Below are 6,363 nucleotides of genomic sequence, written 5' to 3' on the forward strand. Positions count from 1 at the left end.
TGAATATTTGATAAAATCAATACACAAAAATACGAATAAATTGACAATATCTTAAAAAAACCCGTTTCAAAATGACGATTTAATAAAACAACTGTTCTTTTCGCTATTTTATGAAGGAATTAAAATACATTAACAAATACTTTAAAAAATATAAGGTAAAACTCCTTATCGGCATCATAATCACTATCATAGCCAGGATATTTTCACTGGTCATGCCACCTTATATCAGTAAATCCATCTCTGCTGTGGAGGATTTTCTATCCGTCGAAAATGCGGATAAAGCAGCCTTACAATCTACTTTGTTTACCTATATTCTCGTCATTATAGGTTCTACATTGTTATCGGCTTTTTTCACTTTCCTGATGCGGCAGACTATCATTAACATATCCCGTTATATCGAGTACGATCTGAAAAACGAGATATTCCGGCATTACGAAAAATTATCGCTCAACTTTTACAAAAAGAACCGGACGGGAGACCTGATGAACCGTATCAGCGAAGATGTCAACCAGGTACGTATGTATGCAGGGCCGGCGGTGATGTACAGTATACAGACCCTGACGCTCTTCGTATGTGTGATCCCTATTATGTTTTACAAATCGCCAACCATGGCTTTTTACTGCCTGATACCACTCCCTTTTCTTTCCTTCCTTATTTACAGGATCAGCAGGGTTATTCACAAGAAAAGTACCGTAGTACAGCAATACTTGTCTACCTTGTCTACATTTTCGCAGGAAACTTTCTCGGGAATCTTTGTAATAAAGGCGTATAACATAGAACCCAGGATTAACCGGGAATCCGAAACCCTGGCTGAAGACGGAAGGAAAAAAAGTATGGACCTGGCCGGAGTAGAGGCATGGTTTATGCCGCTGATGACGCTCCTTATCGGTATAAGCAGTACCATTGCCATATATGTTGGTGGCAACCAGTACATAAACGGGGAGATAGAAACCGTGGGGATCATCGCGGAGTTTATCATTTACATTGCCATGCTTACCTGGCCGGTGGCCATTGTAGGCTGGGTAACCTCAACGGTACAGCGGGCGGAAGCTTCTCAAAAACGGATCAACGAGTTCCTGAAGACGGAACCTCAAATACAAAACAACAACCCGGAGCCTACCCCTATCCGGGGAAAGATCGAATTCCGGAATGTATCTTTTACCTATGAAGACACCAATATAACCGCACTGAACAACCTGTCCTTTACGCTGGACCGGGGAGAAACCCTGGCCATTATCGGCAAAACGGGTTCCGGAAAATCGACCATACTGGACCTCATCGGCAGATTGTATGATGTGCCCGAAGGAGAAATACGTATTGACGACACCCCGATAAAGGAACTCAACCTGTACGACCTGAGAAAATCCATCGGGGCCGTACCCCAGGAAGCTTTTCTCTTTTCGGACAGTATAAAAAACAATATCAGGTTCGGTAAGGCAGATGCTACCGACGAGCAGGTTATCGATGCCGCCAAACGGGCGGTGGTACATAAAAACATTGTAAAGTTTGCCAAAAAATACGATACGGTACTGGGCGAAAGGGGTATTACACTCAGTGGCGGACAAAAACAGCGGGTGTCCATAGCCAGGGCACTTATCAAAGACCCGGAAATATTTTTGTTTGACGATTGCCTTTCGGCGGTAGATACCGAAACCGAAGAAAAGATTTTGAAACACCTGCACAAAGTTTCAAGACAAAAAACAACCATTATTGTAAGCCATAGAATCTCCTCGGCCAGGAATGCCGACAAAATCATTATTCTGGAGAACGGTTCGGTTGTTCAGCAAGGCACTCATAATCAACTTATAAATACGGAAGGATATTACAAAGACCTGTACCTGAGCCAGCTTTCGGAAAAAGAAATGTAAGTTTTTTGTTGCTTCATTTCATTTTTTTTCACATTTTTGGTTCTGTTTAACTATACAACTAATTTTTAAGATTAGAGGGATTATGAGTGAAAAAGATTTACTAGAGAAAGATGAAATATTCTCAAAAGTATTACGAGCCGGAAGGAGAACTTATTTCTTTGATGTAAGGGAGACCAAAGCAGGAGATTACTACCTAACCATTACGGAGAGTAAAAAATTCACCCATGACGATGGTTCTTTCCACTACAAAAAGCACAAAATTTATCTGTACAAGGAAGATTTCGATGCTTTTAGAGATATACTTGGGGAAATGACCGATTACGTTATAGACGAAAAAGGACAAGAAGTAATTTCCGAACGTCACCAAAAGGACTTCAAAAAAGAAGAAGTTGAGTCCAACGGAGAAGCTTCTGCCAACGAAACTTTTACGGATCTTAGTTTTGACGACATATAAACGTTAAAACTTTTTTTTAAAATCTATAACCGTTCCCGCAAAAAGGAGCGGTTTTTTTTTATATTGAACTCGTTTATTCCCAACTAACCACAATAATCATGAAAAAATCAGCGCTACTCTTCCTGCTTGTGCATTTTGCCTACGCGCAGCAACCTGTTAACCTGGATTATTATCTACCTCAAAACATCTCTTATCATACAGATATCCCTACGCCGCAAAGTGTTATCGGGCACGAGGTAGGCGAATGGCACGTAACTCACGACAAGCTCATCGAATACATGAAAACGCTCGCCCGGGCTTCCGATCGCATCACTATGGAAGACAGGGGAGCTACTTACGAAGGGCGGCCCCTTCCGCTCCTTATAATTACCTCCCCGCAAAATCACCGGAACATCGAAAACATACGGCAACAGCATATCAGACTTACGGAAGCAGGCAGTGGAGACCTCAACACGGACAATATGCCTGTAGTGGTCTACCAGGGGTTTTCCATACACGGCAACGAACCCAGCGGCTCCAATGCGGCACTTGCGGTGGCCTACTATCTTGCGGCGGGACAGGGAACGGAAATGGATGAACTGCTTAACAATGTCGTAGTACTCCTGGACCCCGCACTCAACCCGGACGGGGTACAACGTTTTGCTTACTGGGCCAATACAAACCGGAGCAAAAACCTGAACCCGGACAATAACGAAAGGGAATACCACGAAGTATGGCCGGGAGGAAGGACCAATCACTACTGGTTTGATATGAACCGCGACTGGCTCCCCGTACAATTGCCGGAAAGCCGTGCCCGGATAGAGAGCTTTCACCGATGGCTGCCTAATATACTTACCGACCATCATGAAATGGGAACCAATTCCACGTTCTTCTTTCAGCCCGGAGAACCGACAAGGGTACATCCTTTAACCCCGAAAATGAACCAGGAACTGACCAGGGAAATCGCGCAATTCCATGTGAAGGCATTAGACAATATCGGGTCCCTTTATTTTTCGGAAGAGAACTACGATGATTTTTATTACGGAAAAGGTTCTACCTTCCCGGATATAAACGGAAGTATCGGTATCCTCTTCGAGCAGGGCAGTTCCCGGGGTCATGTACAGGAAAGCGACAATGGCCTCCTCACCTTTCCCTTTACCATAAGAAACCAGTTTACCACCGCCCTTTCTACCCTGGAAGCCGCCCAAAACATGCGAAAGAAACTCCTGGACTACCAACGCGATTTTTATGGGGATACCCGTGCAGAAGCAGCTAAAAGCAAAGGAAAAGCTATTGTTTTCGGCAATGAAAAGGATGCGGCGAAGACCTATCACCTTGCGGAAATACTTAAAAAACAACGGATCAGGGTATATGATGTAGCCGAAGATTTTACGGAAAAAGGAAAAGCGTACAAAAAAGGGTTCAGCTATGTCGTTCCCCGCAACCAAAAGAACATGAAGATCATAGATGCCATGTTTGAGACCCGCACCGAATTTGCGGACAGCCTCTTTTACGACATTTCATCCTGGACCTTTCCCCTGGCATTTGATGTGGATTATACGGAAGTAAACGCTTCCCGCGGAGGTGAAGAAGTAACCGATCTCCACCTGCGAAAAGGCAGTGTTACCGCCAAAAGCAATTACGCTTACCTGTTCGAATGGCACGAATACTATACCCCGAAAGCCCTTTATCAAATATTGCGGAAAGGTATCCGTGCAAAAGCGGGCAGAAGCATTTTTTCTATAGAAGGTAAAGAATATGATTACGGAACCATTATGATCCCGGTACACAACCAGGATATAAGCAACGATGAACTCTACACGTTTTTACAGAAGGTAGCCGAAGCGTCGCATATAGATATCCACGGGGTATCTACCGGTTCCGCAACAGGCACAGATCTCGGCAGCGGGCAGTTCGGCACCCTGGAAATGCCTAAAGTAGCTATCCTGACCGGTAATGGCATCTCTCCCTATGATGCGGGGGAAATATGGCACCTGTTCGACCAGCGATACGATATTCCCATCACCAAAATAGACGAAAGTTATTTCAGCCGCGCAGACCTGGATAAATACAATGTCTTTATCCTTACTAACACCTGGGGCAGCCTGAACAATAACATTAAGGGAAAATTACAGGAATGGGTAAAAAACGGCGGTACACTTATCGCTTACAGAAATGCTATAAACTGGCTGAAAAGCAATGAATTTATAACTGCCGAATTCCGAAAAACAGATATCACCGCCAAAAATGTTTCCTACGAGGAACAACGGGATTTTCGCGGGGCACAGGTGACGGGCGGCGCTATATTCAAGGCGGATACCGACCGGTCGCATCCTATAAATTTTGGGTATAAAAACAACAGCATATCCCTGTTCCGCAACACCAATATTTTTATGGAACCGGACAAGCAAAGCTATAACAATCCTATACAATACACAGATACCCCCCTGGTAAGCGGGTATATCTCCGAAGAGAACCTCGGGCAACTGAAGGGTTCGGTGCCGTTTAAAGTACAGCAGTCGGGCAAAGGAAAAATCATACTGTTTACCGACAACACCAATTTCCGGGCTTTCTGGTTTGGCACCAACAAATTACTTATGAATGCTGTTTACTTCCATAAGTTCATGTAAACGAAAGGTTCCGAAAAAATTATTACGGGCGGAGGAATACCATCAGGCGATTCTCTGCCCGTTCTCTACTTTAAAATCGGGTGCAAGCAATACCACGTCCCCTTCTCCCCCGACAGCGCCTATCACAAGGCACTCGCTCATAAAATTGGCAATCTGTTTTTTGGGGAAATTAACTACGGCTATTACCTGCCGGTCCAGCAATTCTTCTTTTGTATATCGTCTGGTGATCTGTGCCGATGATTTTTTCCGGCCAATGGTCTCTCCGAAGTCTATGACCAATTGATACGCGGGTCTCCGGGCTTTTGGAAAATCGTTTACTTCCACGATAGTCCCTACCCGCATTTCTACCTTTTCAAAATCATTCCAGGATATTTCTTCCATTGTCAGTGTATTTTAAAAAACACCAAACTTAATACAAGAAATACCCAATTCCAAAGGATTTAACGCTCGCCGGAGGATAAACCATTATAAATGAGCAATGAGAGGAGCGGTAACAGTCTTGCGGTTCGGGGTTGAGGAATCCCGATATCGGGATGGAGCCGGAAGGATTGTTTCTTTGTTACAGGTTGCAGGTTACAGGTTGTTAGTTACAGGTTGCAGGTTACAGGTTACAAGTTTGGGCATGCCTGAATATGGTTGCCTTTTTTCTGGTTAATAATTAATCTTAAATCTCGGTTTTTGTTCAGGGGTTAACCCCTGAACAAAGGTTTCAAATTCTACAGGTTTCATATTTTTTAGTGAACCATGTGGACGTTGATAATTGTACTTTTCTACGATTTTTTTTATCAATATTCTCCCTTGTTTTAAACTGATATGGGAGTGGTCAAAATCGATATATTCATTTTTTAATATGCCGTTTAAAGATTCTGCATGAGCATTCTCCCAGGCTTTACCGCCCATGCTAGGCTGTACCTGATTTTCTGTATGTAACTCAGCTAATCGCTTATAAACGTATTGGCTGCCTTTATCCGAATGAAATATGAGTTGTTTCCGTTCGGTTTTAGCAGTCGTGGCCAGGGCTTCCCTATAAGCTACAACTATAGTATCCTCTGCGGTCAGGGTGGCTGACAAACTCCAGCCTTTGATTTTCCTACTGTACACATCCAGGATCAAGGTCAGGTAATAAGGCTTCTTAGCCGATACAGCGATATAGGTAATATCACTCACCCAAAGCTGGTTGATCCCGGTTAGTTGTAAATCAGTGATCCGATTAGGATACCAATGCTTCCCCCCATAAGTGGTACGGTAACGGTTGCGCTTGCGCTTTAACCTAAAGCCATGACTCAGCAATAAGGCCTCGGTCTTGTCCCGACCCATCCCGGTAGGCTTGAGCTCCGCATAGAGCTTCCTACAACCCAGCCGAGGATGGCCCTTACGAAGCTCCCTTGCGCCTTCCAGAACACTATTCCTAACCCGGAGTTGTTCCTGGTGG

The 6,363-nt window shown here is 44.1% G+C and carries 5 protein-coding genes; 3 read left to right on the forward strand and 2 right to left on the reverse strand.

Annotation, left to right across the window (positions count from 1 at the left end; genetic code table 11):
* Positions 1 to 110 precede the first annotated feature (110 nt).
* From ACVBDU_RS07125 to ACVBDU_RS07135, 3 genes are all read left to right on the forward strand, one after another.
* Positions 111 to 1,868, forward strand: a complete 1,758-nt coding sequence (locus ACVBDU_RS07125; RefSeq protein WP_447179075.1) for an ABC transporter ATP-binding protein — start codon at positions 111 to 113, stop codon at positions 1,866 to 1,868.
* An 82-nt stretch (positions 1,869 to 1,950) separates the two neighbouring features.
* The gene (locus ACVBDU_RS07130; RefSeq protein WP_447179076.1) at positions 1,951 to 2,322 is read left to right on the forward strand and encodes a PUR family DNA/RNA-binding protein; all 372 of its coding nucleotides are present in this window, start codon (positions 1,951 to 1,953) and stop codon (positions 2,320 to 2,322) included.
* Positions 2,323 to 2,420: 98 nt separating this feature from the next.
* Positions 2,421 to 4,931, forward strand: coding sequence for a M14 family zinc carboxypeptidase (locus ACVBDU_RS07135; RefSeq protein ID WP_447179077.1), 2,511 nt, complete (start codon positions 2,421 to 2,423; stop codon positions 4,929 to 4,931).
* 42 nt (positions 4,932 to 4,973) lie between these two features.
* On the opposite strand, the gene ACVBDU_RS07140 is transcribed toward ACVBDU_RS07135, so the two are convergent.
* Together ACVBDU_RS07140 and ACVBDU_RS07145 are read right to left on the reverse strand one after the other, a co-directional pair.
* Complete coding sequence (locus ACVBDU_RS07140) at positions 4,974 to 5,312, reverse strand: tRNA-binding protein (protein WP_447179078.1); 339 nt, start codon at positions 5,310 to 5,312, stop codon at positions 4,974 to 4,976.
* Between the two features lie 270 nt (positions 5,313 to 5,582).
* On the reverse strand, positions 5,583 to 6,363 hold a 781-nt coding region (locus ACVBDU_RS07145; protein WP_447178419.1), incomplete at its 5' end, for an IS3 family transposase.

The organism is Sinomicrobium endophyticum (assembly GCF_052983315.1).